Origin of the sequence: Enterobacter cloacae complex sp. P42RS, assembly GCF_014930595.1 — a bacterium.
In the GTDB taxonomy this organism is placed as follows: Bacteria; Pseudomonadota; Gammaproteobacteria; order Enterobacterales; family Enterobacteriaceae; genus Enterobacter; species Enterobacter bugandensis.
Map to the genome: position 1 here is coordinate 222,191 of NZ_JADBRK010000005.1, position 24,371 is coordinate 246,561.

Annotated in this window: 26 protein-coding genes; 4 read left to right on the forward strand and 22 right to left on the reverse strand. The window is 57.0% G+C overall.

Features of this window, described 5'->3' with window-relative positions; translation table 11 throughout:
- Positions 1 to 92: 92 nt before the first annotated feature.
- The 11 genes from IM314_RS08940 to hpaG form a co-directional block, all read right to left on the reverse strand.
- Complete coding sequence (locus tag IM314_RS08940; protein ID WP_041911319.1) at positions 93 to 1,010, reverse strand: YafY family protein; 918 nt, start codon at positions 1,008 to 1,010, stop codon at positions 93 to 95.
- A gap of 176 nt (positions 1,011 to 1,186) precedes the next feature.
- On the reverse strand, positions 1,187 to 1,699 hold the full coding sequence (locus IM314_RS08945; RefSeq protein WP_041911318.1) for a 4-hydroxyphenylacetate 3-monooxygenase reductase subunit: 513 nt from the start codon (positions 1,697 to 1,699) through the stop codon (positions 1,187 to 1,189).
- A gap of 17 nt (positions 1,700 to 1,716) precedes the next feature.
- Positions 1,717 to 3,279 carry a 4-hydroxyphenylacetate 3-monooxygenase, oxygenase component gene (hpaB, locus tag IM314_RS08950; RefSeq protein WP_193358554.1) on the reverse strand — a complete coding sequence of 521 codons (1,563 nt, stop codon included), beginning with the start codon at positions 3,277 to 3,279 and terminating at the stop codon, positions 1,717 to 1,719.
- Positions 3,280 to 3,474: 195 nt separating this feature from the next.
- Positions 3,475 to 4,365: a 4-hydroxyphenylacetate catabolism regulatory protein HpaA gene (hpaA, locus tag IM314_RS08955; RefSeq protein ID WP_193358553.1), complete on the reverse strand. Its 891-nt coding sequence runs from the start codon at positions 4,363 to 4,365 to the stop codon at positions 3,475 to 3,477.
- On the reverse strand, positions 4,337 to 5,680 hold the full coding sequence (hpaX, locus tag IM314_RS08960) for a 4-hydroxyphenylacetate permease (RefSeq protein WP_060573269.1): 1,344 nt from the start codon (positions 5,678 to 5,680) through the stop codon (positions 4,337 to 4,339). The genes hpaA and hpaX overlap by 29 nt, the downstream gene beginning before the upstream one ends.
- A gap of 21 nt (positions 5,681 to 5,701) precedes the next feature.
- A complete protein-coding gene (hpaI, locus tag IM314_RS08965; RefSeq protein ID WP_193358552.1) occupies positions 5,702 to 6,496 on the reverse strand; it encodes a 4-hydroxy-2-oxoheptanedioate aldolase in 795 nt (264 codons plus the stop codon).
- Between the two features lie 10 nt (positions 6,497 to 6,506).
- Complete coding sequence (gene hpaH, locus IM314_RS08970; RefSeq protein ID WP_193358551.1) at positions 6,507 to 7,310, reverse strand: 2-oxo-hept-4-ene-1,7-dioate hydratase; 804 nt, start codon at positions 7,308 to 7,310, stop codon at positions 6,507 to 6,509.
- Positions 7,311 to 7,410: 100 nt separating this feature from the next.
- Positions 7,411 to 7,791 carry a 5-carboxymethyl-2-hydroxymuconate Delta-isomerase gene (locus IM314_RS08975; protein WP_060573273.1) on the reverse strand — a complete coding sequence of 127 codons (381 nt, stop codon included), beginning with the start codon at positions 7,789 to 7,791 and terminating at the stop codon, positions 7,411 to 7,413.
- 9 nt (positions 7,792 to 7,800) lie between these two features.
- Entirely contained in the window at positions 7,801 to 8,652 is an 852-nt protein-coding gene (gene hpaD, locus IM314_RS08980) for a 3,4-dihydroxyphenylacetate 2,3-dioxygenase (protein WP_041911312.1), read from the reverse strand.
- Between the two features lie 2 nt (positions 8,653 to 8,654).
- A complete protein-coding gene (hpaE, locus tag IM314_RS08985; RefSeq protein ID WP_047367279.1) occupies positions 8,655 to 10,121 on the reverse strand; it encodes a 5-carboxymethyl-2-hydroxymuconate semialdehyde dehydrogenase in 1,467 nt (488 codons plus the stop codon).
- Positions 10,118 to 11,395, reverse strand: coding sequence for a 4-hydroxyphenylacetate degradation bifunctional isomerase/decarboxylase (gene hpaG / locus IM314_RS08990; protein WP_041911310.1), 1,278 nt, complete (start codon positions 11,393 to 11,395; stop codon positions 10,118 to 10,120). The genes hpaE and hpaG overlap by 4 nt, the downstream gene beginning before the upstream one ends.
- Before the next feature lie 271 nt (positions 11,396 to 11,666).
- On the opposite strand from hpaG, the gene hpaR reads away from it, so the two are divergent.
- Together hpaR and tsr are read left to right on the forward strand one after the other, a co-directional pair.
- Positions 11,667 to 12,107 (forward strand): homoprotocatechuate degradation operon regulator HpaR, encoded by a 441-nt coding sequence (gene hpaR / locus IM314_RS08995; RefSeq protein ID WP_023334396.1) that lies wholly within the window; start codon positions 11,667 to 11,669, stop codon positions 12,105 to 12,107.
- Between the two features lie 83 nt (positions 12,108 to 12,190).
- Positions 12,191 to 13,855: a methyl-accepting chemotaxis protein gene (tsr, locus tag IM314_RS09000; protein ID WP_041912068.1), complete on the forward strand. Its 1,665-nt coding sequence runs from the start codon at positions 12,191 to 12,193 to the stop codon at positions 13,853 to 13,855.
- 92 nt (positions 13,856 to 13,947) lie between these two features.
- Here tsr and IM314_RS09005 read toward each other — a convergent pair whose 3' ends face one another.
- From IM314_RS09005 to IM314_RS09050, 10 genes are all read right to left on the reverse strand, one after another.
- Positions 13,948 to 14,463 (reverse strand): GNAT family N-acetyltransferase, encoded by a 516-nt coding sequence (locus tag IM314_RS09005; protein ID WP_193358550.1) that lies wholly within the window; start codon positions 14,461 to 14,463, stop codon positions 13,948 to 13,950.
- Positions 14,463 to 16,754, reverse strand: a complete 2,292-nt coding sequence (gene opgB, locus IM314_RS09010) for a phosphatidylglycerol--membrane-oligosaccharide glycerophosphotransferase (RefSeq protein ID WP_193358549.1) — start codon at positions 16,752 to 16,754, stop codon at positions 14,463 to 14,465. Before opgB ends, IM314_RS09005 begins: the two co-directional genes overlap by 1 nt.
- 268 nt (positions 16,755 to 17,022) lie before the next feature.
- Complete coding sequence (locus IM314_RS09015) at positions 17,023 to 17,505, reverse strand: DUF2501 domain-containing protein (protein WP_045631108.1); 483 nt, start codon at positions 17,503 to 17,505, stop codon at positions 17,023 to 17,025.
- A gap of 84 nt (positions 17,506 to 17,589) precedes the next feature.
- Positions 17,590 to 18,327 (reverse strand): DNA replication protein DnaC, encoded by a 738-nt coding sequence (gene dnaC, locus IM314_RS09020; protein ID WP_193358548.1) that lies wholly within the window; start codon positions 18,325 to 18,327, stop codon positions 17,590 to 17,592.
- Complete coding sequence (dnaT, locus tag IM314_RS09025) at positions 18,324 to 18,869, reverse strand: primosomal protein DnaT (protein ID WP_028015418.1); 546 nt, start codon at positions 18,867 to 18,869, stop codon at positions 18,324 to 18,326. The genes dnaC and dnaT overlap by 4 nt, the downstream gene beginning before the upstream one ends.
- Positions 18,870 to 19,016: 147 nt before the next feature.
- Positions 19,017 to 19,445 (reverse strand): organic hydroperoxide resistance protein, encoded by a 429-nt coding sequence (locus IM314_RS09030; protein WP_013095463.1) that lies wholly within the window; start codon positions 19,443 to 19,445, stop codon positions 19,017 to 19,019.
- A gap of 84 nt (positions 19,446 to 19,529) precedes the next feature.
- Positions 19,530 to 19,982, reverse strand: a complete 453-nt coding sequence (locus IM314_RS09035) for a MarR family winged helix-turn-helix transcriptional regulator (RefSeq protein WP_193358547.1) — start codon at positions 19,980 to 19,982, stop codon at positions 19,530 to 19,532.
- Positions 19,983 to 20,023: 41 nt separating this feature from the next.
- Positions 20,024 to 20,665, reverse strand: a complete 642-nt coding sequence (locus tag IM314_RS09040; protein WP_028015420.1) for a TetR family transcriptional regulator — start codon at positions 20,663 to 20,665, stop codon at positions 20,024 to 20,026.
- 67 nt (positions 20,666 to 20,732) lie between these two features.
- The gene (locus IM314_RS09045; protein ID WP_163332677.1) at positions 20,733 to 21,206 is read right to left on the reverse strand and encodes a threonine/serine exporter; all 474 of its coding nucleotides are present in this window, start codon (positions 21,204 to 21,206) and stop codon (positions 20,733 to 20,735) included.
- Complete coding sequence (locus IM314_RS09050; protein ID WP_028015422.1) at positions 21,197 to 21,973, reverse strand: threonine/serine exporter ThrE family protein; 777 nt, start codon at positions 21,971 to 21,973, stop codon at positions 21,197 to 21,199. Before IM314_RS09050 ends, IM314_RS09045 begins: the two co-directional genes overlap by 10 nt.
- 411 nt (positions 21,974 to 22,384) lie before the next feature.
- Between IM314_RS09050 and IM314_RS09055 the strand changes: the two genes are divergently transcribed.
- Positions 22,385 to 23,122 (forward strand): LuxR C-terminal-related transcriptional regulator, encoded by a 738-nt coding sequence (locus IM314_RS09055; protein ID WP_041911300.1) that lies wholly within the window; start codon positions 22,385 to 22,387, stop codon positions 23,120 to 23,122.
- Positions 23,119 to 23,754, forward strand: coding sequence for a DNA-binding transcriptional activator BglJ (bglJ, locus tag IM314_RS09060; RefSeq protein ID WP_041911299.1), 636 nt, complete (start codon positions 23,119 to 23,121; stop codon positions 23,752 to 23,754). Before IM314_RS09055 ends, bglJ begins: the two co-directional genes overlap by 4 nt.
- A 40-nt stretch (positions 23,755 to 23,794) precedes the next feature.
- Here bglJ and IM314_RS09065 read toward each other — a convergent pair whose 3' ends face one another.
- The gene (locus IM314_RS09065) at positions 23,795 to 24,253 is read right to left on the reverse strand and encodes a YbaK/EbsC family protein (RefSeq protein WP_023331967.1); all 459 of its coding nucleotides are present in this window, start codon (positions 24,251 to 24,253) and stop codon (positions 23,795 to 23,797) included.
- Positions 24,254 to 24,371: the final 118 nt, after the last annotated feature.

A 24,371-nucleotide genomic window follows, 5' to 3' on the forward strand; every position in this document is an offset into this window, starting at 1 on the left:
TAAAGGACGGTAAATGAGTGAGTGGTTGAAAGTGATGGGTGAGCGGTCAAAGGACGCGGCGAGTGGTTCAGGCTCGCCGCTGGTCGGGGAAATTATGTGATTGAGATCACGTGGTTTTCCGGGCTGCGCTCCATCGACAGGTAGCTTTCCAGCGTCTTGATGAGCTTCTCCTTCAGCCAGCTCGGCTCCAGGATCTGAATATTCGGCAGCCAGTAGAACAGCAGCGGCAGGATCTGGTTTTCGTGTGCCGCCTGGCAGCGCAGCGTGACGCCGCCGCGCCGCTCCTCCAGCAGCTCCTGTTCCGGCAGGAGATCGCGGCGCAGGAAATAATGTGAAATATTATCCTTAATGAATATTTTCACGGTGAAAGTAGTTTCGGACACCCACGGGTCGAGGCTTTTTTCCAGCAGTTCCCGGACATTTTCATCAGGGGTAAAAAAGGTTTTTTGAACATCAAACCAGCTAATCTGGCTTAATGAAAAGGATTTCAACCGGCTATTTTCGGTAGCTTGTAAATACCATATATTTTTTTTGTTAATGAGTTTATAGGGATTAATCAGACGGGTTTTACCCTTATAAACGATCTGACAGACATTATGGTTCTTAATCGATTTCTCGATTTTCGCTAAATGGCGGCGGATATCACGCTGCACCGTGTGCTCTGCGTCATTACCGAGGATAAGAATATGGTTTTCGTCGACGCGCGCCTCCAGCTTTTGCCAGAAGTCCGTATTTCTTTCAGGGAAAAAGTTATCGGCATTCAGGAAGTTAGCCAGAGCATGATGTAATCCCTGCCCGCCGGGAGATTGGGCGGAATGGATCAGTCGATATAGCCCGTTACCGGTATGTTCAACAATGGGCGAGAGCGCATTTAAATCCCGGTAGACGGTACGCTCGGTAATTTTAAATCTCTCCATTAGCGCACTGCGGTTTACCACCCCGTGTAAATGTAGCTCAAGGAGAATATCGACCAGACGTTCAGCCGAGCGGCTCCGCGTCGTTTTAGCCATAAGGTCTTCCTGTATATTGGGTATGCGCTGAACAATGCAAAAGCACTGACCGGAGATGTCAGTATTCAGGCACAGAAAATTTCTCTTATGGATATATAACGGCGTGATTTAGCGGAAACCTTAGGAATTTTTGTAGAAAGCGGCGCTGGCCCGAAAAAAGGCCAGCGCGAGGGGGATCACACGACGGCTTCCATCTCCATCATCACCGGGTGGAAACGGCGCTTAAAGTAGATCAGGCCGTGTCCCGCGTCACTCAGGATGATGTTTTTCACTTCGACAAGATAAACCAGATGCGTGCCGATGGTTTGCACCTGGGTAATCTCGCCTTCCAGACTCGCCAGCGCGCCTTTCAGCACCGGCTGCCCCAGCGGGCCTTTCTGCCAGCAGGAGAGGGCAAAGCGCTCCTCCATTGCCATCCCGGTCATCCCGGCGAAGTGGCGGGCCATGATCTCCTGCTCGTGGTTCAGCACGTTGACGCACAGCCTGCCGTTGCCCTGAAAGACCGGGTTCATGGCGCTGTTGGCGTTAATGCAGACCATGACCGACGGCGGGGTATCCGTCACCGAGCAGACGGCGGTGGCGGTAATGCCGCAGCGTCCGGCGTCGCCCTCGGTGGTGACCACATTGACCGCCGCCGACAGGCTGCTCATTGCGTCGCGAAAACGCAGGCGTTGTTCATCTGAATGCATTGTAACCTCCCGCTGCGCTATTTCAGCAGCTTGTCGAGCATGTTGATATCGCTGTTGTTGTGCAGGTGCGGCACGGTCCAGCCGTGCTGGTCGTACTCGGACATGCAGCGGTCGACCATTGCCATCATCTTGTCCATATTTCCGGAGCTTTGCGCCTGACGCAGGCATTGCAGGCGGATCTCATCCTGGCTTCCGGAGTAGTTGATTTCGTACAACTCGTGACGACCGCCAAATTCGCTGCCGATGGCGTCCCACATCAGTTTCAAAATCTTGATGCGTTCGACGTGATCCATGCCGTTGGAGCCGCGCACGTACTTCGCCAGATACTGGTCGATCTGCGGGTTGTTCAGGTCCCGCGCGCTGGACGGCAGATAAATCAGCCCGGAGGTCACGTTACGTTCGATGATGTTCTTGATCTTCGCGTAGGCCATCGGGGCCATCACGCGGTAGGTTTGCAGCGCCGCGTGGTCCGGCAGGTACGCGCCGTTAACCCACGGCGTGGCTTCGGAGCACATGGAGTCGCTCAGCGCCCAGAACATATTGCGCCAGGCCACTACTTCACCGAGATCCGCCTGCACGCCGCGGAACTCCAGGGTACCGGTGCACTCCAGGGATTTCTTCAGCAGGGCGGTGATGAAGTCGAGCTTCACCGCCAGACGTACGCAGGCCTGCAGCGGGTACATGCGGGCGAAGCCGCCCTCCATCGTCCAGCGACGGCAGCGGTCGAAATCGCGGTAGATCAGCACGTTTTCCCACGGGATCAGCACGTTATCCATCACCAGGATCGCGTCGTTCTCGTCGAAGCGGCTGGAGAGCGGGTAGTCGTACGGGGAGCCGGTTGCGCCTGCCACCATCTCATACGAGGCGCGGGAGATCAGCTTCACGCCTTCGGCATCCATCGGCGCGACGAACATCAGCGCGAAGTCCAGGTTTTCGCCCATCACCTGCGCGGAGCCAAAACCGATCATGTTGTAGTGGGTCAACGCCGAGTTGGTCGCCACCACCTTCGCGCCGCTGACGATAATCCCGGCGTCGGTCTCTTTCTCCAGCTTGATGTAGACGTCCTTCACCTCGTCCGCTGGCTTGTGGCGGTCGATCGGCGGGTTGACGATAGCGTGGTTAAAGTACAGGCCGGTTTCCTGAATGCGGGTGTACCAGTTGCGGGCGTTCTGCTCGAACTGACCGTAGAAGGCAGGGTTCGCTCCCAGCGCGCAGCCGAACGCCGCTTTGTAGTCCGGCGTGCGCCCCATCCAGCCGTAGCTCAGGCGCGACCACTCGGCGATGGCGTCGCGCTGCTGGCGCAGGTCGTCGGCGCTTTTCGCCACGCGGAAAAATTTGTGGGTGTAGCCGCCGCTGCCGGTGTCGGTGCCCCAGCACAGCGTGTCCTGCATGTCCGGCTTGTGCAGGGCGTCGTACATCTGGGCGATGGACGCCGCCGCATTGCGAAACGCCGGGTGGGTGGTGACGTCCTTAACGCGCTCGCCGTAGATATAAATCTCGCGTCCATCCTGCAGGCTTTTTAAATACTCTTCGCCGGTTAACGGACGTTTGGCATCAGCGCGGAAATCTTCAGGCTTCATAGGGACCTCGTATCGGAAGATGATTGTTAAATTTATGTTTTGTTTTTGTTGTTTAATTGAAGCGTGAGAGGGGCGGAACGTGAAGGGACGATTGGGACAACGGCGGGTACTTTTCGGGCGGGATTGGGATTTGTGATCTGTGCGGGTTTTTGGCGGGTGGCGCTGCGCTTACCCGCCCTACATACCGCGATGCGCTCAGGAAACCGGTACTTTCTGCGCCCGATACGCGCTGGGCGAGCAGCCCGTCAGGCGATTGAAAAACCGGGCGAAATAGGCCGGATCTTTAAATCCCAGCTGCCAGGCAATCTCGCTGACCGCGCTGTCGGAAAACAGCAGCAGGCGCCTGGCCTCGCGCAGCTGCCGGTCGAAGATAAGCCGTTTCGGCGAGCGGTTGGCGAAGCGGCGGCAGATGTCCGTCAGGCGGGATTCGGTCAGGTGCAGTTCGCTGGCGTATTCCGGTACCGTCCAGTGCTGGTGGTAATGGGTGTCGATCAGCTGGGTAAAGCGCTGGAACAGCTTCAGCTCGCCGCGCATCCCGCTGGCCGCGTGGTCGTCGAGCTTCGCGTTGCGCAGCAGCAGGGTAAATACCGCCTGCGCCAGCAGGACCAGCGTATGCTCACGGCCCGGCAGCTGCGCCGTGGATTCCCGGGCGATGAGCTGCCAGTAGTGCTTCAGCGCCGTCAGCTCGTCCGGCCTGTCGGCAAGCGACAGGCAGATCCCCGGCAGGCCAAACGCTTCCCGCGTGCCGGGGTAGAGCACTTCTAATAGCGGCCAGATGAGATCCTCGCGCACCGTCAGCACGTGCCCGTCGCTGTCGGATTCGGTGATAAACGCGTGCGGCACCGACGGCGGCGTCAGCACAAATAGCGGCGCCTGCACCGAATAGCGGTGGTCGTCGAGCTGGAGTTCAATCTGTCCGGTATCGAGAAAGTGCATCTGAAAGTACTGGTCGTGACGATGCGCCTGCATGTCGCGGCCAAAAAAGGCCGCCATGCGGGCGAACGACTGATAGTGCACGTCGTCGGTGCCCAGACTTTCGTCGTACTCCTTGCTGATATCAATGTTGGCGATAGGGCTCTGGCACATGATCGTTCCTCTGTTGAACCCGCTGCGTCATCGGGATGCGCGTCAGCACCAGCGCGCCGACCACCAGCAGACCCGCCACGAACCACAGCCCGGAGCTGAAGCTGCCGGTCGCGTCGCGCAGAATACCAATCAGCAATGGGCTGACGGCAGACCCGACGTTGCCGATGGCGTTGATCACCGCCAGCGCCACCGCGCGGGATTGCAGGCTAATAACCCGATCCGGGGTGGTCCAGAATATTGCCATGGCGGTAAACGATCCGGTTGAGGCCATGATGATGCCAAGCAGCTGGATCAGGCTGTGATCGGTCGCCGAGGCCAGCATCCATCCCGCCGCCGCAAACAGATACGGCAGGATGGTGTGCTTTTTTCGCTCTTTCAGCCTGTCGGAGCGGCGGCTCCACCAGATCATCCCGAGGATGGTGCAAAACTGCGGGATCGCCGCCAGCAGGCCAATCACGATATTGCTGCTCCCTGTGTTGAAGCTTTGCAGGATCTGCGGCGTCCAGATGTTGATCGCGCTCAGCGTATTCGTCAGGCAGAAGTAGGCCAGCGTGTAGAGCAGCACGGCGGGCGTCAGCACCTCGCGCAGCGTCGAGCGCGGCGTGGCGGATTGGGCGATGGCGACCTCCTGCTCGCGGGCGATCATCGTTTTCAGCGCCTGCTTTTCGTCGTCGTCCAGCCAGGTGGCTTGGTCCGGCGTGTCGTTGAGGTAAAACCAGGTCACCACGCCGAGCACCACCGACGGCAGCCCCTCCAGCAGAAACAGCCACTGCCAGCCCTTCAGGTTCCACAGCCCGTCCATCGCCAGAATATACCCGGAGAGGATCGAGCCAAGCATCATGGTCACCGGCATGGCGATCATAAACAGCGCGTTGGCGCGGGCGCGGTGATAGGCCGGGAACCACCAGGTGAGATAGACCAAAATCCCCGGCAGGAAACCGGCTTCCGCAATGCCCACCAGCATGCGCAGGACGTAAAGCGTTTCGGGGCTGGTAGCGAACATGGTGCAGGTGGAGGCAATGCCCCACACCACCATGATCCCGGCGATCCAGCGGCGTGCGCCGACCTTCGCCAGCATGATGTTGCTGGGGATCCCGCACAGCACGTAGGTGACGTAAAACAGCGTCGCGGCCAGGCCAAACATGGTCGACGTGAGGCCCAGATCTTTGCCCATCGTCAACCCGGCAAAGCCGATGTTAATGCGATCGAGAAACGAGAAAACAAAAAGGATAAAGAGAAACACGATCAAACGACGGAACAGCTTATTCATTGCGCGATGTTCTACATCTTTATTATGCAGGGTTGAGGTCGTCATGTTGCGCTCCACATCGTACGTTTAGTAGACGGATTTATTGTTATCAACTGCTGTGGTGCCGTCGGTAAATCGGGCCGCCAGCGCTTCGGCGCTGCGGGCGAGCAGGGTGGTATCCACACCGACCGCCACAAACAATGCGCCGAGGCCGAGATAGCGTTTCGCCAGCTGTTCATTCGCCATCAGGATGCCGGGCGCTTTGCCCGCGCTGAGGATCTGCGCGATCGCCTGCTCGATGGCGGCCTGCACCTCCGGGTGCTGCGGATTGCCGGCAAAGCCCATGTCGGCGCTCAGATCCGCCGGGCCGATAAACACGCCGTCGACGCCTTCCACGTCCAGGATCTGCGGCAGGTTTTTCAGCGCCTCGCGGGTTTCGATCTGCACCAGCACGCACATGGCGTCGTTAGCCTGATGCAGATAATCCGGGATGCGGTTCCAGCGCGACGCGCGCGCCAGGGCGCTGCCGACGCCGCGGATGCCCGCAGGCGGGTAGCGGGTGGCGCTTACCGCCAGCCGCGCCTCGTCAGCGTTTTGCACCATCGGCACCAGCAGGGTTTGCGCCCCCACGTCCAGCAGCTGCTTGATCTGCACCGGATCGTTCCACGACGGGCGCACCACCGGCTGGCTGGGATAAGGGGCGATAGCCTGTAATTGGGTTAACACGGTCTGCACGCTGTTCGGCGCGTGCTCGCCGTCGATCAGCAGCCAGTCAAAACCGGCCCCGGCCAGCAGCTCTGCGCTGTAGCTGCTGGTCAGCCCCAGCCATAAACCGATTTGCGGGCGGCCCGCCTTCAGCGCCGCTTTGAATGCGTTTTGCATGGTCGCCTCCTTACACAAAGCGGCAGCTGATGGAGCCCATGTTGCCGTAGTCGACGTGGAAGGTGTCGCCCCTGCTGGCGGTAACCGGACGGGTAAACGAGCCGCCGAGGATGATTTGTCCGGGCTCAAGCTGCACGTCGTACGGCGCGAGCTTGTTCGCCAGCCACGCCACGCCGTTCGCCGGGTGGTTAAGCACGCCAGCGGCGACGCCGGTCTCTTCGATCACGCCGTTGCGGTAGAGCAGGGCGGAGATCCAACGCAGATCCAGCGCGTCGGGCTTAATCGGACGACCGCCGAGGATCACCCCGGCGTTGGCGGCGTTGTCGGAGATGGTGTCGAACACCTTGCGCGGTCGCTGGGTCTCCGGGTCGACGTTGTGGCAGCGGGCGTCGATCAGCTCCAGGGCGGGGATGACGTAGTCCGTGGCGTTGTAGACGTCGAAGATCGTGCAGTTTGGGCCGCGCAGCGGTTTTGCCAGCACGAAGGCCAGCTCCACTTCGATACGCGGCACGATAAAGCGATCGACGGGGATGTCGCTACCGTCGTGGAAGAACATGTCGTCCAGCAGCGCGCCGTAGTCCGGCTCGCTAATCTGCGAGCTGGCCTGCATCGCCTTCGAGGTGAGGCCAATCTTGTGGCCTTTCAGCACGCGGCCTTCGGCAATTTTCAGGCTCACCCATTCGCGCTGTACGGCGTAGGCGTCTTCGATGGTGATCTCCGGGTACTCCAGCGAGATCGCGCGGATCTGCTCCCGGGACTGTTCCGCCTGATGCAGGCGGTGGGCGATCAGGGTATGGGTGTGTTTATCGAGCATGGCGATATCCTGTTTTTGCCGGGTGGCGCGTAGCGATCCCGGCCTACATTCTTGGCTGTTGTAGGCCCGGTAAGCGAAGCGCCACCGGGCGAGCAGACGGCTACTTAAACAACGCGTGCACGTTGTTTTGTTTGTAATTGAGCGTCGGATCCAGTTCTTCCATGGCGAACGACAGCGCCAGATAGCGCTCCGCCATCAGCTCCGCGAAGTGGGTTTTGATCAGCGCAAACAGCATCTCCCCCACGGCTTCCCGGCTCTCCAGGCTTCGCCCGGCGCCGATCTTCAGCGTCATATGCACAAAGGCGTAATCATGCTTACCGTCCGCCATCTGCCAGGTATCGAGCCAGTGGGCGCGGCTGCGGATGCCGCCGAGCGGGAAGATCCCCGTGGCGGCCAGCGCCTCGTTCACTCTGGCGAACAGCCCCGGCAGGTCGGCCTGCGCGCGGATGTTGTCGGTACATTCAGCAATAAAGTGCGGCATAACGACTCCTTATGCGGGCAGCGGGAAAACGGCGTTGACCTGTCCGGTGCCGGAGCTGGCGAACAGCTCGGTGAGGAACTCCACCTTGCCGTCGTATTTATCCCAGCCCAGCATCCCCAGCAGCATCACCGTGTCGTGCATGTTGCCCTCGCCGTAGCAGTAGTCGGCGTACTCCGGCAGCATGCTGCAAAACTCTTTAAACTGGCCTTCGCGCCACAGCTTGACCACCCGCTCGTCCATCTGACGGTCGAACTCGCGGGTGTAGCTGTTCATCCCTTCTTCCGCACGCTGGTCGTCGATAAAGCGGTGCGAGAGCGAGCCGCTGGCGAGCACCGCCACGGTGCCGTCGTACTTTTCGATGGCGCTGACGATGGCCTCGCCCAACCTGCGGCTGTCGGCGAAATCGTGAACCGTGCAGAACGCGGAGATTGAGATCACTTTGAAGTGCTTATCCGCGTTCATGTAGCGCATCGGCACCAGGGTGCCGTACTCCAGCTTGAGGCTCGGGATGTTATGCGCCTTGGCGCGCACGCCGAGCTTCACCGCTTCGTCGGCGATCAGCTGCCCGAGCTCCGGGTTGCCGTCGTAGTCGTAGGTCATGTCGCGGATAAAGTGCGGTAGCTCGTTGCTGGTGTAGACGCCCGAAAAATGATCCGCACAGTTGATGTGGTACGCGCTGTTCACCAGCCAGTGGGTGTCGAACACGATGATGGTGTCCACGCCCAGTTCACGGCAGCGCTTGCTGATCTCTTTATGCCCGTCGATGGCGGACTGGCGGCAGCCGTGGTTTTTCCCCGGCAGCTCGGAAAGGTACATCGACGGCACGTGGGTGATTTTTGCTGCTAACGCTAGCTTGCCCATTGTCAGATCCCCCATTTTGGAATCGGATGGTCGCCCATGGAGATGCAGACGTTCTTCATCTCCGCGAACACTTCAAAGCTGTACTCGCCGCCCTCGCGGCCGGTGCCGGAGGCCTTCACGCCGCCAAACGGCTGGCGCAGGTCGCGCACGTTCTGGGTGTTCACGAACACCATGCCCGCTTCAATGCTGCGCGCCAGGCGCAGCACCTTGCTGACGTCCTGGGTCCAGATGTATGACGCCAGGCCGTACTCCACGTCGTTCGCCAGGCGCAGCCCTTCCGCCTCGTCCTTAAACGGCAGCAGGCAGGCCACTGGCCCGAAGATCTCCTCCTGCGCCACGCGCATGCGGTTGTCGACGTCCGCCAGCACCGTCGGGCGCAGGAAGTTGCCGCCTTTCAGGTGTGCAGGCAGATCGGTCGGTTTGTCCGGGCCGCCCGCCAGCAGGGTGGCGCCTTCCTCGATGCCGAGGCGGATATAGCCGGAGACTTTCTCCCAGTGCTGCTGGCTGATGAGCGCGCCAATCTGGGTGTTCGGATCGGTCGGATCGCCCACGCGCAGGCGATTGGCGCGTTCGGCGAAGCGCTTGACGAACTCCGGGTAAATGCTCTGCTGGATGAAGATGCGCGAGCCCGCGGTGCAGCGCTCGCCGTTGATGGAGAAGATGGTGAACAGCGCGGCGTCCAGCGCGCGCTCGATGTCGGCATCCTCAAAAATCAGCACCGGCGATTTGCCGCCCAGCTCCATGGAATACTTCTTCAGCCCGGCGTTTTTCATGATGTTGCGCCCGGTGGCGGTGCCGCCGGTGAAGGAGACCGCGCGCACGTCGTGATGACGCACCAGCGCGTCGCCCGCCGTGGCGCCGTAGCCCTGCACCACGTTCAGCACGCCCGCCGGAATACCCGCTTCGAGAGCAAGCTCGCCCAGACGGTCAGCGGTCAGCGGGGAGAGCTCGGACATCTTCAGCACCGCGGTGTTGCCCAACGCCAGGCACGGCGCGACCTTCCAGGTGGCGGTCATAAACGGCACGTTCCATGGAGACACCAGCGCGCAGACGCCCACCGGCTGCACCAGCGTGTAGTTGAGCATTTTGTCGTCGACCGGGTAGGTTTTGCCGTTCATCTGCTGGCACACCTCGGCGAAGAACTCGAAGTTGTGCGAGGCGCGCGGGATGAGCACATTTTTGGTCTGGTGGATCGGCAGGCCGGTGTCGGCGGTTTCCATGGCGGCGATCTCGGGCACGTTCTGGTCGATCAGATCCCCCAGGCGACGCATCAGGCGCGCTCGCTCCTTCATCGGCAGGTTGGCCCATTTCGGGAACGCCTCTTTAGCGGCGGCAACGGCCTGATGAATTTCCGCTTCACCGCCGGAGGCGACTTCCGCTAATACCTCGCCGGAGGCCGGGTTAGTGGTATGGAAGTACTCGCTTCCGGCGACGTTTTTACCGTTGATCCAGTGGTTAATCTTTTTCATTTTGCAGTCTCCTCGCTGACAATCCGGTTCACCAGGCGGCCCACGCCTTCCACTTCCACCACCACTTCATCGCCCGGCACCACGTCGGACAGCCCCTTCGGCGTGCCGGTGGCGATCATGTCGCCCGGCTGCAGGGTCATAAAATCGCTCAGATACGCAATCAGGTAAGGAATGCTGAAAATGAGATCGGCGGTGGTGCCTTCCTGACGCAGTTCGCCGTTGACGAAGGTGCGCAGGGTTAAGTTATGCGGATCAGGAATGGCTTCTTTCGGCACGATGTTCGGGCTGATGGGGGTTAATCCGTCGCGGCTTTTGACCCGCAGGTTCGGGCGGTAGTAATTTTCCAGGTAGTCGCGGATGGCGTAGTCGTTGCAGACCGTGTAGCCCGCGACATACTCCATCGCCTCGGCTTCGCTCACCTTACGCGCGGTTTTACCGATGACCACCACCAGCTCCGCCTCGTAGTGCATGTATTCGATATTGTTCGGGCGCACCGAGGTCTGGTTATCGCCATTGAAGGTGTTCGGCGCTTTGATGAACACCAGCGGCTCGGTGGGCGGCTTGAAGTCCAGCTCGCTGGCATGATCGGCGTAGTTAAGACCGAGGGCGAACAGCGTGGCGTGTTCAGGCGTGCGGTGGGAAAGGGCAACGTCGCGCTCGTTCACCACAGGGTTTTCCAGCGGCGGGAAACCTTCCGCCAGAATCCGCACGCGATCGCCCGGGCGGATCTCCACGCGGCTTTGCGGCGTGCCGAGCAGGATCGCATCGCCGGGATTGAGGGTGGCGAATTCGCTCAGGGCGCTCAGCAGTTCGGCGGCGCTGCGCTGCAGATCGGCGGTGTTCCAGTGGTCCGCTTCGCGGCCGTTGATCTCGGTGATGATGGTCAGGTTGTCGACGTTATCAACGGCGGCCAGCTCGCCAAGCGGGCAAAAGCCGTCCCGGCATTTGGCCTTAATGGCCGGGCGGTAGAAGCTCTCTTCCGGCAGGCTCACCTCGTTGGCCAGCGCGTATCCCGCGATGTAGGCCGCGGCGTCCTCTACGCGCACCCTGCTGGCGGTTTTACCCACAACCAGCGCCACCGTCGCGCCGCTTAACACCGTTTCCCCCTGCGGGAAAGGAATGGGCTCGCCCGCGCGAATCACCGTGTTGTGCGGTTTGATAAACCACACCGGCGTTTTTGGCGGCGTGTTGTAAGGGGCTTTTTCAAACGCCTCAGCCCAGGCTTCTTGCTGACTCTGGTGGTTCAGCGCGACGGCAAATACGGTACCTTTCATTCACCTACTCCTCACCCCGACGGTCCGGGTTATGATTTCATTAATATGTTAATGATCTGTTTTTATGCTTTTGCTGCTTATTTCGCAATCAGAAGTTAAGGATTTGTGATATGAATAACAATAAATTTACATTCTGGATTTTAATCCTATGTAAATCAGCGGATTAATAAAAACGAATGGTTTCTGTTAGACTTTCTGGCAGGAAACGCGTTGTTTATAAAAACATCTTTTATGAATTGTTTACTTGTTAATGATGTAAAGGGGAGAGGCTATGCATGATTCATTAACCATCGCGCTTTTGCAGGCGCGGGAAGCGGCGATGTCGTACTTCCGTCCGATTGTGAAGCGGCATAACCTCACCGAGCAGCAGTGGCGCATCGTACGAGTGCTGGCTGAACATCCGTCGATGGATTTTCACGATCTGGCGTTTCGCACCTGTATTCTGCGCCCGAGCCTGACCGGCATTCTGACGCGCATGGAGCGCGACGGCCTGGTGCTGCGCTTAAAGCCGGTGAACGACCAGCGCAAGCTGTACGTGTCGCTGACCAAAGAGGGAAATGCGCTGTACGAGCACGCCCAGGCGCAGGTGGAAGAGGCGTATCAGCAGATTGAGGCGGAATACACGCCGGAGAAGATGAAGCAGCTGACGGCGCTGCTGGAAGAGTTTATTGAACTCGGAAACCGGCATAACGCAGCGCGGGAAGAAGAGTAAAAACCACAAATTCCAGGATGATTTTCGTAAAGTTTTCCCTTTCCAGGCCGAAAATTCTGTATCTGTCTGAGGAAAGAGAAAACATGTTAAACCGTATCAAGATTGTCACCAGCTTAATGCTGGTTTTAGCGATATTTGGCCTTTTACAACTCACATCCGGTGGTCTTTTCTTTAATGCTCTGAAGAATGACAAAGAGAATTTCACCGTCCTGCAAACCATTCGTCAGCAACAATCCACCCTTAACGGGAGCTGGGTTGCGCTGCTGCAAACCCGTAATACCCTGAACCGCGCGGGCATCCGCTACATGATGGATCAGAACAATATCGGCAGCGGCGCGACCGTTAACGATCTGATGCAGATTGCGTCTGCCTCGCTGAAACAGGCGGAAAAAAACTGGGCTGACTATGAAGCCCTGCCGCGCGACCCGCGTCAGAGCGACGCCGCTGCGCTGGAAATTAAACGTAACTACGATATCTACCACGGTGCGCTGGCTGAGCTGATTCAGCTGCTGGGGGCGGGCAAAATCAACGCCTTCTTCGACCAGCCGACCCAGAGCTACCAGGATGGATTCGAGAAGCAGTACGTGAGCTACCTGCAGCAGAACGACAAGCTGTACCAGATGGCGGTTGAAGACAGCAACAGCTCTTACACTCAGGCTATCTGGGTGCTGATCAGCGTGCTGGTTGCCGTGCTGGTGGTGATTGTGGCCGTCTGGCTGGGTATCAAGCAGGCGCTGATCTCTCCGCTGACGCGTCTCATTGACAATATTCGCCACATCGCCAGCGGCGACCTGGTGAAGCGCATCGACGTGGAAGGCTCTAACGAGATGGGCGAACTGGCCGACTCGCTGCGTCATATGCAGGGCGAGCTGGTGCGTACCGTGGGCGACGTGCGTAACGGCGCGAACGCTATCTATAGCGGCGCGAGCGAAATCGCGATGGGCAATAACGACCTCTCTTCCCGTACTGAACAGCAGGCCGCTTCCTTGGAAGAGACCGCTGCCAGCATGGAGCAGCTGACGGCGACCGTTAAGCAGAACGCCGAGAACGCCCGTCAGGCGAGCCACCTGGCGCTAAGCGCGTCTGAAACCGCGCAGAAGGGCGGCAAGGTGGTGGACAACGTGGTGCAAACCATGCGTGACATCGCGGGCAGTTCGCAGAAAATTGCCGATATCATCAGCGTGATCGACGGCATTGCGTTCCAGACCAACATCCTGGCGCTGAACGCGGCGGTAGAAGCGGCGCGTGCGGGCGAACAGGGTCGTGGATTTGCGGTGGTGGCAGGGGAAGTGCGTAACCTGGCCCAGCGCAGCGCTCAGGCAGCACGTGAGATCAAGAGCCTGATTGAAGACTCCGTGGGACGCGTGGAAGTGGGTTCAACGCTGGTGGAAAGCGCCGGTGAAACCATGGGTGAGATCGTGAACGCGGTGACCCGCGTGACCGATATCATGGGCGAGATTGCCTCTGCATCCGACGAGCAGAGCCGCGGTATCGACCAGGTGGGCCTGGCGGTGGCAGAGATGGACCGCGTGACCCAGCAGAACGCCTCGCTGGTAGAAGAGTCAGCCGCAGCGGCGGCGGCGCTGGAAGAGCAGGCGAGCCGTCTGACGCAGGCCGTGGCGGTGTTCCGCATTCAGCAGGAGCAGATGAAAGCGCGCGAGTTCGCTTCTGCGAAAACCGTTGCAGCACCGGCGATGGCGCGTAAAACGGTTACCGCTGATGCAGGTGATAACTGGGAAACCTTCTAACGCCGTGTGTTGTGCCGGGTGGCGGCTACGCCTTACCCGGCCCACTGTTCAGGGTTTTGTAGGCCCGGTAAGCGCAGCGCCACCGGGCGATATTACAGAGGCAGGCGCATGGCGCAGCGCGTTTCATACGCGAAACCGTGCGCTGTCTCTTCTTCCCTTTTCCGACGCAGTTCAGGCGTCAGCGTCGTCATTTTTTCAAACCCCAGCCGCGCATAGAACGGCGCATTCCACGGTACGTCCCTGAACGTCGTCAACGTCAGCGATCTCAGCCCCATTTGGCGGGCATGGTCAGCCGCACAGGCGATGAGCTGCCGACCGATCCCTTTTCCCTGCCAGGCCAGATCGACCGAGAGCTCCACAATAAACAGCGACGTAGGGTGCGCTTCAGTGAGGATAAACCCCACGGGACGGTCGTTCGCCAGCGCCAGCCAGCTTAGCCCCCGTTCGGCATAGTCGAGATGCTGTTCAGCGGAAATGACCTCGCCATCGGCAAGCCAGGCGAGGTCGGGGTAGTCACGAAAACGCTCGCCCGCCGCGCGCTCAATGGCGGGCAGGGCGGCAACGTCGTCGGAATGTGTGGGCCGAACGGTGAGGTTAAGGGTGACCATTAGCCTGCGCGACTCACGATTTTAATTTCAACCATGCCGATCCCGAGCTGGCGCGGTGAATGGCCGAGAATATTTCCTTCATTGGTGGACTGCGGGTCTGGCGGCACAATCACCAGGGTACTGCTGCGCGATGGATTCTCAAAATGCAGGGTGTGAGTGCTTACGTCATTTCCAAGCGTCAGCGTCTGCTCTTGATCGCCCACACGCACCGGTACGGGTTTATTCGCGTTAGGCCCGTACGCCCTGGCCGTGATCACCAGATCAAATTGCTCCGGCAGCGGATGCGTGTACTCAATTTTCACCTCGTTGCCCAGCTGCGCGTTTGACCAGCGTCCCCACGACTCCGGACGGGAGATGCCGCTAAACTGCTTCACCTCTTCGGGCGCGCCGGCCACGTTAAAGATAAAGCTGTCCGCTTTATAGCGGATGTCGTTGTCGACGATTTTCAGCATGTCGATGTTGTGCTGATAGCGAGCCGTATCAATCACCGTATCTTTAAAGGCGGTTTTGCCTTTCCACTGGGCTTTGTCGACATGCTGCACGGTTTGCTCCCCGCCAAGCTGGCCCTGAGAGACGCACCAGTCCGTAGAGAGCGCCAGCGGCTGCGACCAGAGCTGACCCATTTTGTAACACCGGTCAATCCAGACGAAGTTATCGCGAGGGGCGAAATCGGCCAGCTGGAAGCGCAGCGGCGCGGAATACTCGCTTTCCGGCAGCGGTTCGACGCGACTATCCGACACTCGCACCAGCAGCGGCAGGCGGAAATTGCTGCCGGAGAAGGCAACGGTGTTTTTATCCCGATCGACGGTGAAGTCTTTCATCTCTTTCGGGAAATTCCACAGGCGGATGATGTCGGGCTTCCAGGCGAGGATTTTTTCCTTCATGTTGAGGAACACTTCCGACAGGGATTGCCCCGACAGCGTGCTGCGGCCCAGGCCAATAAAGTTGTCGCCCCCCAGAATGTCCAGCACGGTTGCGCCGTTATCCATGGAGTTGCGTTTGGTGGCGATTAACTCCTGCTGCGGCTGGTCGCCACGCAGCACGAAGAAAAGATTGCTGCGATCCTGCTTGCTGAGCTGGTCCCACGCGCTGTTTTTCATCGCCAGATGGTCAGACGATACGACGATGACGGTGTTTTTAAACCAGGGCGAGGCTTTGATTTTCTCGACCAGCGCGGCGATGTGCTCCTGGCTACAGGTCACGGCGCTGAAAGACTTGTTGTTTTTGCCGTCCACGTCATAGCTTTTTCGCTTACAGCTGCGCGAGACGAACCCGTCCGGATGGTGCGTATCTACCGTCAGCGCAAAGAGAGAAAAACGCTTCCCGGCGCGGGAAAGTTCCTCGAATTTCTTCCAGGTTTCGTCCAGCACCGTATCGTCATAGAAGCCCCAGTCGTTGCGGTAGCTCGGATCGGCAACCGTCGTTTTTAACTCTTCTGAGCCATACAGGTGGTCAAAACCGTGGGATTTCAGGAACACATCTTTTCCGGCAAAGCGCAGGTTTGCTCCCTGCATAAAGTAGTTTTCATAGCCGGAGTTTTTCAGGATATCGCCCAGGCAAATATTCTGCGGAAAGAACGTCGACATCGAGGCGGAGGCGTTGCCTTCAAAAGGTGCGAACAGCGGGATACCGCACTGGGAGGCCACCATCCCGGCGATAGTGTAATCCGTGCCGGGTAACTGCATGGTGTGGCTGAAATCGAGGCCTTCGTTTTTCAGCGCGCCCAGTTCCGGCGTGAGGTTCGGAAACGCATCGTTATCAAAGTAGGTGCGCTCCAGGCTTTCACCGTAGATGTAGACCAGGTTGAGCTTCGGATTGGCGATCGTTTTCGACGGCTCTTTATAGTAGGCCACGAAGTCCGGATCGCCATCGCGCGACTGGGATTTTACAAGCTCGGTGATCTGATGAAACGCGGGGCTGGCGTCGACGGAGGCCAGCGCCAGGAAAAGCGCCAGCAGGCTGTAGCCATGATGGTGAGGAAGATGGCGACGGCGGCGCAGCACCCAGGCGAGCGCGCCGAAAATCGTCACCAGCGCCACGATCAGTCCCAGCCCTGGAAGGATGTATTTACCTACTCCCGCGCCCGTCAGGCTGTTCGTCAGGGTGTAGAGCACAGCATCGTTAATGCCGTCGCCGGTGAAGTAATCGCTGGCGTATAAGGTAATGTTTAAAACGATAAAAATGCCGAGCACCACCAGCGTGGCGATAAACCACCAGGTGTTACGGCCGGCTTTCCAGGCATAAACGCCGACGGAAGCCAGAAAAAGGATAAGAGAGATGAATTCTGACAACAGCATATCCTCATGACGCCAGGTGCTTCGCTGGCTAACTGTTTATTTTTGGTAAGACAATGTAATGGCGATGTCGTTTAGCTGCAATTTTAGTGTCACGAAAGTGTGCTGTTGTTAGGATTTGGTTTATAAAATCGTTTTTATGAGGATGGTCGCATCCTGACAAACGGACGCTGAGACGGTGGCAGGTAGGAAAAACGCTCGTTTAACGCCGCGATGCAAGCCTATCGCATTAAACGCGGCGTGTTGTGGCAGAAAATGGGGCGGTTCAGGAGATGAAATTAACGCCTTGTTTCAGCACCAGATCGCAGGCTTTGGTTTTCACCTGTTTTGCCAGGGCGGAGTTGCCGAGGGTGCTCAGGTTAAGCTGTTGGCCGTTTTGCGCGTTAAGCAGGCCCTGAATGCCGTCCATATAGCTGGTATCTGCTTTTTGCTCCTGCGTGTCGAGACCCAGTTTACCCAGCACCTGGTTTTTCACGTTTTGCGCGTCGGTCACCGAGGCCAGCTTTTGCTTAGCGCAATATTCCAGAATCCCCGCCGCGTTGTTCATCGTGCCCGCGCTCAGGCTCTGGGAACTGTTGCTCAGCAGGCTGGTGAGAGAAGAGGCCGAGAGCCCGCCCTGGGCGCTGCTGCTCTCTTTGGTCAGCTCATTCGCTGCGCTTGACAGGGACTCCTGCCACGAAGCCGCTTGTGCTGCGCCGGTAATCAGCATCGCGCCTAAAAAGGTGCTGATAAGAATCTGTTTTTTCATAATGGCTTTCTCAAAAAGGTCCGTTTTGGGCCGGAAGGGGTTCCAGTATATACCTGCGCCCTGCTGGCGATTCCTGGAACTGTCTTAATACTCTTTGCCGGTGACGCGGCTGCGGTAACTCTCCCAGTCGAAAATGACATACAGACTGTTGCCCAGCTTCATGCGGTCCATGACGCGTTCACCCAGTAAGCGGGTCATCTCGTCAATGTTGTGGTTCGTCAGCATCCCGGTGGGACGTTTGGACGAAGAGCGGCGATCGACTATCTGGTTAATAATGACCTTTTCATAACGGGATTCGGTCTGAACGCCAATCTCGTCGATGACCAGTAGATCGACATTGCTCAGATCGTTAAGAAGCTGCTCTTCGCTGGTTTCACGGTTGCTGAAGGTGTCTTTCATGGCGGACATGATATCGGCCACGGTGATGATGAGGACCGATTTACCGCGCAGAAGCAGTTCGTTGCAGATGGCGGCCGCGAGGTGGTTTTTACCTGTGCCCGGCTTGCCGCTAAAAATGAAGCTGGCGATATTGCCGTCAAATTCATCCACGTACTGACGCGCGGCGGCGAGCGCGTTCATCTGCCCGCTGGTCTCAATTTTATAGTTATCAAACGAGCAGTTCTGATGCAGGGGACGAATACCGGAGCGGTTAAAGGTGCGCTGCATTTTCATCGCCCGGTTTTCGCGGGCGAGCGCGGCGGCACGAATTTTACCTTGCTCCTTTTGCCACGCCAGCAGCTCTTCACCCGTGGTGAAGGCGGGCTTCACGTTGGCTGGCATCATTTTTTGCAGACGTTTCATCAGGTCGCCGACGTTCTTCATTTCGCACCTCGGAATCCACTCGGGATCTGTTTATCCGGTTCTGAAAACGTGTTGATATCGCGCTTAGGCTGGCCATTGTTACTGGCGCGGGTAATTTGAAGATGACGCGCGAGCTTTTGCTGCCACTGAATGTGGGTGAACACTTTGCCTTCCGCCTGCCACCAGGCGATAAACGCGGCGAGTTCTTCCGCGGTGGCTGGCTGGGTTAACGCAATGCCCCACAATGCTGCTTGCCGCTGAAAATCTGCGTCAGGCTGCCAGCCCGCGTACAGGACAAATTTGCCCATCGGAACGGTTAGCGGGGTATTAACCGGTTCTTCAAAAAACTGGTTATCCAGCGTGACGTCGCTTGCCGGACGTGACATCTGCGCTTCGATCTCCAGAAGCTGCGCCAGACGTTCCGGCGTGATTGCGTAAAACGCCGGCGCGTTGTCGGCAAAAACCGCAACCGTGCCGCCTTCGGCGTGGGTCAACACACCGCGTGGGTCGCGCATAAAGGCATCAATGCCAGCAATGCTGGTGGTCAGAATTCTGGAGGACATAACGCTTACTCAACTGATTACTACGGGCGTGATATGGGCTTATGGTAGCACAGAGAGGGGAGGGGATGGAGGGGATTTCCCCGGTGGCGCTGCGCTTACCGGGGCTACAGTCGTAGGCCTGAAAAGCGCAGCGCCATCAGGCAGTTATCACGCGATGATATTCAGGGTCACGTCGATGTTGCCGCGGGTCGCGTTAGAGTACGGGCAAACGATATGCGCCGCATCGACCAGCTTTTTGGCTTCCGCAGGATCCATACCTTCAACGTGGATATTCAGTTTTGCTTCGATACCAAAACCGGTCGGCAGCGGGCCGATACCCACTTCGCCTTCAATAAACGCTTCTTTTGGCAGGGTAAATTTGTCGCGAGCCGCCACAAACTTCATCGCGCCCAGGAAGCAGGCAGAGTAACCCGCAGCAAACAGCTGCTCAGGGTTCGTGACTTCTCCACCCATACCGCCCATCTCTTTGGGCACGCCCAGTTTAACGTCCAGAACGCCATCGGAAGAGGTCGCGCGGCCGTCACGGCCCCCGGTTGCTTTTGCTTTGGCAGTATAAACAACTTTTTCTAAAGACATGGCAGGTTCCTCATCTTACTTTTGTATGTGCTATTAAATAGCGTGCGATGTATATAGGTAAATAAAAACGCGTAAAGTATAGCCTTACGCGCGTTGAATCTGTTGTCGCAAAAGTTCCAACTGCTGCTTGAGCGCCAGCATGGTGTCGGTATCACACTGTGCGGCGCACCCCACCGCGTGTGGGATATCCAGTGCTTGCTGCTGAAGTTCACGTCCGGCTTCAGTCAGCGTGACGGCGACCTGACGTTCATCTTTACGCGAGCGGTGGCGGTTGATTAGCCCTGCGCTTTCCAGACGCTTCAGAAGCGGCGTCAGCGTTGCGGAGTCAAGGAACAGCCGTTCACCGATGTCCGACACCGTCACGTCATCCTGCTCCCACAGCACCAGCATCACCAGATATTGCGGGTAAGTCAGGTTTAGCGGCGCCAGCAGTTGCCGGTACAGCTTATTAAGCGCCAGATTTGCCGAATAGAGGGCAAAACAGAGCTGGTTATCCAGCAGGAGCGCAGCGGTCGTGTCGTTCGTTTTTGCGTTCATGAAATGAATATAGATTGTGCGCGATTTAATTGCAAGCAATTTTAGGGGCAGGTATAACGCAGCGCCACCTGAACGGCCATTTTACGGTAGTGCTGGCGCTGGGCCTGCTCGTCTGCACCCTCTTCAAACAGCAGGGTGAAGGTGTAGCTGTTGGCAACGTAGTGAAAGCTGAAGCTACTGATCAGACGATGAAGGTCGCGGGCGTCAACCGTCTGGCTGAAAAGCTGTTTTTCTTTGCCCCGGCGCAGGATGCCTTCCAGCAGGTCGAGCGCGCTGCGGTTGACCTGCCGCAGATAGTTTGACTGCTGCATAAAACGGCCGCGCTGCATGTTTTCCATGCAGATAATACGGATGTAATCCGGGTGGTCGGCATGATAGTCAAAGGTGGCTTCAACCAGATGGACCAGCGCTTCGACGGGAGGCATATCCGCCAGGCTAAGCGCCTTTTCGCTGGCGCGAATTTGGGTGTAAACGTACTCCAGGACGAGCAGGTAGAGATTTTCTTTGTTTTTAAAATGATAAACGACCATGCGTTTGGTGGTACCTGCTTTCTCCGCGATCTGCTCCATGCGGGCGCCGTTCAGTCCAAATTCGGCAAACAGCGCGATAGCGCTCTGAAAAATTTTCTCTTTCAGGCTCGATTCTTCACTGTGATCGGGGTGTTCGCTGCCAGAGTTAGCCACATCCTTTCCTTATTTTTACCAAACGGACCAGAAAGATTATCTCCACGGCAGCGAAATAACACAAATATCAAACGCGCGGGCGTTTGCGGTAGAGCCATAGCCCGGGTATCGACAGCCCGATAGAGAGCGCACCGACGATGGAGGACGCCTTAAGAAAGTTGCTAAGGAGAAGGATCATCTGCGGCTCGGTGTAGCCAAAATGGCTGATTTTCACCGCGGAAATCATCGCCGTATAGGCAGATATGCCAGGGAACATCGGGATAACGGCGGCGACGGTGAACACTTTCGGATGCGCCAGATACCAGCGCGACCACTGAATACCGATGCTGCCGACCAGCATAGAGGCGATAAACGTCGACCATTCGATGTTAAAGCCCGCCGTCATCATCACCATTCGCGAGCTGTGGCCAATTGCGCCCAGCAGCGCACACCACGGCAGAGCGCGTTGCGGAACGTTAAATACCATCGCAAAGCCGACGGCAGGAATGGCCGCCAGGGCCATGTCCTGTGCCAGCGCCAGCAGAAAATCTATCACGCCCATCCTCGTAACCCCCACAGCGTCATCGCCATCACCACGCCGATGCAGGTCGCCAGCGTCAGCAGGCTGGCGATAGCCCAGCGTGCCAGCCCGGTATTGATGTGCCCTTTAAACATGTCGGCAACGGCGTTAATCAGCGGGAAGCCCGGCACCAGCAGAAGCACGCTGGCGGCCATCGCAATCGTCGGGGTAGCGGCAAACTGCGGCAGGCGCAGCAGCAGGCCAGACACCGTAGTGGCAACAAACGCGGTAATGCAGAAGTTAATTTGTGGGTGCAGCTGCCGGTGCGTCAGCAGCTGGCGCACGTACATGGCGATGCTGCTGGCGAAAAAGGTGACGATCGCGCCGTCCCAGCCGCCTTTATTGAGCTTACAAAAACAGGCGCATGACAGCCCCACCATGAGCACGACCAGCCAGCGTGGATAACGTAATGGCTTGATTTGGTTAAAACGTTTTTCAATCTCCTTGAGATCGAGAAGCTTATGCTCAGCCAGGATGACGATGTGCTGGACCTCGGTTACAACGTGCATATTAATGCCGCGGTCGTGATTTTTACGGGTGGACGTAAGACACTGCCCGTCTTTAATGGTGGTCAGCACAATGGCGTTGGATGAGATAGCGCTCTCAACGCTGTCCATCCCCAGCGCCAGCCCCAGCCGGGTTGAAAGCTCCTCGACCAGCGCGCTTTCCGCGCCGTGCTGGAGCAGAAAAAGACCGCACTGAATACAGAGCCGCGTGATAGCACGCTGCGTTGACCGATCTGCCTGCATGTATTATCCCGAAGATAAGGTGAATAGTTGCCGGTTGGCCCGTAATGCCTACTTTTAGCACAAAGTGCAGTGGCTCTTGCTGTGGGTCAGATCAAGGTTTATGCAAACAGTTACCCCCCCCCTCGTCACGACGACTTACAGGATTAATTTATTAATACGATGAATTATTAATTTTAAATAATAAAATATTTGTATTTAGAAATTCTAATTTTATTTTGTTGTTATTTTAATGTCTGCACAATTAAATTGATTTGCGCTTTGTGAGATATTAGCGCTGTTTTAGGCATTTCCTAAACTAAGAACATATCTCATCTTCTGCTTGTATTAATCTTTTTATACTCAGGGAAGAAAATACTTATACCTTGGTGCGTTTTACATGACGCACCGAAGGAAAATGGACACGGAGGGTCTATGTTGTCGTTGCCTGGTAAGCATGGCGTTGTCATTAGCCGGATACCCGTCATGCAGAATGGGTTAGGGGACGTGATGGCACGTCATTTCCCCGATTTTGAATTGACCTACTGCCGCTCACTGCAGGAGTTAACCCTGCTTCAGTTGCGCCGCGCAGATGTGATTATCGCCGACGTTTCAGGCGAATACAGGAACCCACGGGGTACGCTCGAAGAGTATTACCGCTTACTGAACCAGTACCGGGAAATCCACTGGATCTTTTTGGTCTCCCGGCCGTTTTACCCTATTGCCGTTGAGCTGCTTATGCGGCCGGAAAGCACGCTGCTTTCTGATATGGAACCTATCGAAGGTGTCGTTAACGCTATCCGGGCAGGGAGTGAACGCGCAGAACGGATAAGCCAGACGTTATTAACCCCAGAACCTGAGGAAAGTGAGGATGATGACGAACACTTTATTGCGCTCACGCACTCAGAACGTAAGGTGCTTCGCCTGTTAGGCAAAGGGTGGGGGATTAACCAAATCGCTACGTTGCTTAAAAAGAGCAATAAAACGATCAGTGCGCAGAAAAACAGTGCGATGCGAAGGCTGTCATTGCGGAGTAATGCCGATATGTACGCCTGGATCAATAGTACACAGGGAATGAGAGAGCTGAGTTTAATGTCAGCCTATGGAGAGTTCGAGGAATGGAAAAAACCGATTCAACAAGACATATCGCCATCATCGAAAATTGCTCGATGAGTGCGGTCGGGCTGCAGCATCTTTTTACGCAGCCTGAACTCAGCCAATATCAACTGCACCTGTTTAATGATTTTGATGGCTTTAAGAAAGCACTGCAACACGTGAATTTTTTCTCGCTGATCTATTCGCTTTCCGATGCGCGAGAAGAACGACGTAACTGCCTGGCGCATCTGCGGGATCTCGCGTTTACGCATAGCCATATTCAGCGCATTATCCTGGTCTCGGATGAGATGGAGGCGAGATTGATTAGCCATCTTTCGCCTTCACGTCTTCACGGTGTGGTCAGTAAATCGGTGACCCTTGAACACCTGCTGAAGGAGTTAGTGGTATTGTTGAGCGAAACGCTGCGCATTAATGACAATATGCTTAACCACTGGTACTGCAGTCAGAACCGGATGTTAAGCCCAACGGAAAGAGCAATTTTACGTTATATGTCATGCGGATATTCCATTCCCGAAATCGCGGCGCAGCTTGAACGCAATATCAAGACTATTCGCGCGCATAAGTTTAATGCGATGGTGAAGCTAGGGGTGAATTCTGACGTAGGATTGCTTGATGCAGCGGATATTCTTACCCATCTTCCGGTTAGAGAACCGCGAACTGTGGGGCTAAGCAAACCGACATTTTTGTAACCTGTACCTTTTGCGCGCCAGATATGCCCTGGCGCGTCATTCAGATGCACACATCAACCCACTTTGCTGAAGTCAGCTCTGCCATTCTGTCCGGAGAAATACGTACGGCACTATGGATAGCGCCAGCGGCGGGGAGCACTTCAGCGTATTGTTTTAAAGAGATATCGCAGTAAACCGCAAGTGGGTTTTCAAGCCCAAACGGGCAGACGCCACCAACGGGATGACCCGTCACGGTAACCACTTCATCACTGCTGAGCATGCGTGCTTTCGCGCCAAACGTGTCTTTCAGTTTTTTGTTATCCAGACGCGCATCACCCTTCGCCACCACCAGAATCACCTCATTTTTAACCTTCAACGATAGGGTTTTGGCGATTTGTCCCGGCTCTACACGGTGGGCGGCAGCAGCCAGCGCAACGGTAGCCGTACTCTGGCTAAGTTCTATTACCTCTATTTCCGGCGCGTTGTCGGCAAAAAACTGCTGTACGGACTGCAAACTCATTGTTTCCTCCTGACAAATATCCTGCGTAATCTGTCATAAGAATTTATGCTCTGTAAATATCTCTTAAGTAACAAATATCCAGGATGGCTGATTTCTGGATCCTCTTCACAATCACAGA

Coding starts and splice junctions, on each gene's coding strand:
- IM314_RS08940 (WP_041911319.1), bottom strand. CDS start 1,010: ATGGCTAAAACGACGCGGAGCCGCTCGGCTGAACGTCTGGTCGATATT.
- IM314_RS08945 (WP_041911318.1), bottom strand. CDS start 1,699: ATGCATTCAGATGAACAACGCCTGCGTTTTCGCGACGCAATGAGCAGC.
- hpaB (WP_193358554.1), bottom strand. CDS start 3,279: ATGAAGCCTGAAGATTTCCGCGCTGATGCCAAACGTCCGTTAACCGGC.
- hpaA (WP_193358553.1), bottom strand. CDS start 4,365: ATGTGCCAGAGCCCTATCGCCAACATTGATATCAGCAAGGAGTACGAC.
- hpaX (WP_060573269.1), bottom strand. CDS start 5,680: ATGACGACCTCAACCCTGCATAATAAAGATGTAGAACATCGCGCAATG.
- hpaI (WP_193358552.1), bottom strand. CDS start 6,496: ATGCAAAACGCATTCAAAGCGGCGCTGAAGGCGGGCCGCCCGCAAATC.
- hpaH (WP_193358551.1), bottom strand. CDS start 7,310: ATGCTCGATAAACACACCCATACCCTGATCGCCCACCGCCTGCATCAG.
- IM314_RS08975 (WP_060573273.1), bottom strand. CDS start 7,791: ATGCCGCACTTTATTGCTGAATGTACCGACAACATCCGCGCGCAGGCC.
- hpaD (WP_041911312.1), bottom strand. CDS start 8,652: ATGGGCAAGCTAGCGTTAGCAGCAAAAATCACCCACGTGCCGTCGATG.
- hpaE (WP_047367279.1), bottom strand. CDS start 10,121: ATGAAAAAGATTAACCACTGGATCAACGGTAAAAACGTCGCCGGAAGC.
- hpaG (WP_041911310.1), bottom strand. CDS start 11,395: ATGAAAGGTACCGTATTTGCCGTCGCGCTGAACCACCAGAGTCAGCAA.
- hpaR (WP_023334396.1), top strand. CDS start 11,667: ATGCATGATTCATTAACCATCGCGCTTTTGCAGGCGCGGGAAGCGGCG.
- tsr (WP_041912068.1), top strand. CDS start 12,191: ATGTTAAACCGTATCAAGATTGTCACCAGCTTAATGCTGGTTTTAGCG.
- IM314_RS09005 (WP_193358550.1), bottom strand. CDS start 14,463: ATGGTCACCCTTAACCTCACCGTTCGGCCCACACATTCCGACGACGTT.
- IM314_RS09015 (WP_045631108.1), bottom strand. CDS start 17,505: ATGAAAAAACAGATTCTTATCAGCACCTTTTTAGGCGCGATGCTGATT.
- dnaC (WP_193358548.1), bottom strand. CDS start 18,327: ATGAAGAACGTCGGCGACCTGATGAAACGTCTGCAAAAAATGATGCCA.
- dnaT (WP_028015418.1), bottom strand. CDS start 18,869: ATGTCCTCCAGAATTCTGACCACCAGCATTGCTGGCATTGATGCCTTT.
- IM314_RS09030 (WP_013095463.1), bottom strand. CDS start 19,445: ATGTCTTTAGAAAAAGTTGTTTATACTGCCAAAGCAAAAGCAACCGGG.
- IM314_RS09035 (WP_193358547.1), bottom strand. CDS start 19,982: ATGAACGCAAAAACGAACGACACGACCGCTGCGCTCCTGCTGGATAAC.
- IM314_RS09045 (WP_163332677.1), bottom strand. CDS start 21,206: ATGGGCGTGATAGATTTTCTGCTGGCGCTGGCACAGGACATGGCCCTG.
- IM314_RS09050 (WP_028015422.1), bottom strand. CDS start 21,973: ATGCAGGCAGATCGGTCAACGCAGCGTGCTATCACGCGGCTCTGTATT.
- IM314_RS09055 (WP_041911300.1), top strand. CDS start 22,385: ATGTTGTCGTTGCCTGGTAAGCATGGCGTTGTCATTAGCCGGATACCC.
- bglJ (WP_041911299.1), top strand. CDS start 23,119: ATGAGTGCGGTCGGGCTGCAGCATCTTTTTACGCAGCCTGAACTCAGC.
- IM314_RS09065 (WP_023331967.1), bottom strand. CDS start 24,253: ATGAGTTTGCAGTCCGTACAGCAGTTTTTTGCCGACAACGCGCCGGAA.